Source organism: Cryobacterium sp. TMT1-2-1 (assembly GCF_004403955.1).
GTDB lineage: Bacteria > Actinomycetota > Actinomycetes > Actinomycetales > Microbacteriaceae > Cryobacterium > Cryobacterium psychrotolerans.
The window spans coordinates 1-1,094 of record NZ_SOHC01000012.1 but is presented as its reverse complement, the minus strand read 5'-3'; the positions used below and the strand labels follow the sequence as shown (position 1 = coordinate 1,094).

Sequence of the window (1,094 nt, the reverse complement as noted above, 5' to 3'; positions counted from 1 at the left end):
TGCGGTGGGCCGGGAGCCGGAGAACACGGTGCCGGGGTCGGCGTTGACGGCGATGTGGATGAGTTCGATGAGGGTTTCGGCGTGGATTTGGTTGGTGCTGCGGGGGTCGTCGATGATTTTCTGGGCTCGGGCCTTTCGTTCTTTGTCGACGAAGCGGGGGCCGCCGCGGCGGGGTCCGGTGATCTGGGCGAGGACTTCGAGGAGGAAGGTGCCGTTTTCGGGGTTGAGGTCGAAGTCGCCGTGGACCATGCCGTTGGGCTTGCGCCAGGTGCGGAGGTATTGGGCGGCGCGCAGGGCGTCGGCGCGGGCGGCGATCCCGTTGGTGTCGATCTGGTCGCGGGAGTGGCGGGCGGCGGTGAACGCCTGTTCCGCGTTCAGGCCCTGGCGGGCGGCAATCCCGCGATCGGCGGCGCGGAGGTCCGTGCAGCGTTCGATCAGGGCGGTCAGGGCGTCGCGGAGCATCTCCGGGGTGACGCCGGCGGCTGGTTCGCCGAGGCCCTTGCGGAGGAAGCCGGCGGTGTCGAGGCCGATCCGGCCGGCGGTGACGGCGTCGCCGAGCGGCGCGTGCCAGGGCGCTTCGAGGGCGGCGGCCGGGAGGTCCCACTCGGGGTGTTCCGCGGCCTGGTCGGCGGCTTGTTCGGCGGCTTGTCTGGCGAGCTGTTCGGCGGCTTCGGCTTCGGCCATCATTGTGCCGACGTCCACGAGTCGGCGGGAGTCGGCTCGGGAGCCGCCGGAGAGGGACTGCACCATTGCTTCCGGGCTCAGGTGGCCCTTGCGGCGGGCCAGGCCGGCCTGGCCGAGGGCCCAGTCGGAGCGGCGGGCGATCTCGGCTGCGGACAGGGCCGCGTATTTCGTGGTTTCGCCCACGTGCGCGGCGATGCTCTTGTGGGTGGCCTCCAGGTCGTCGTCGGTCAGGGCGGCAAACGCGGCTGCGTCCAGCCGCTCGCCGGCGAGGGAGCCGGTGAGGGAGCTGAATACAGCTTCGATGCTTGACATACTGAGATTCTCTCAGCACCCACCGACATCCGCAGTTATGTTCGACCGTGTCGCGACAACCTCACCCGGACCCGCCCTGTGGAGGACAAGAGCGAGGA

General features: G+C 70.2%; 1 pseudogene. It reads right to left on the bottom strand.

From position 1 onward, the window contains the following. Window positions 1–996: pseudogene (locus tag E3T33_RS01550) on the bottom strand (hypothetical protein); the annotation flags it as partial. Window positions 997–1,094: the final 98 nt, after the last annotated feature.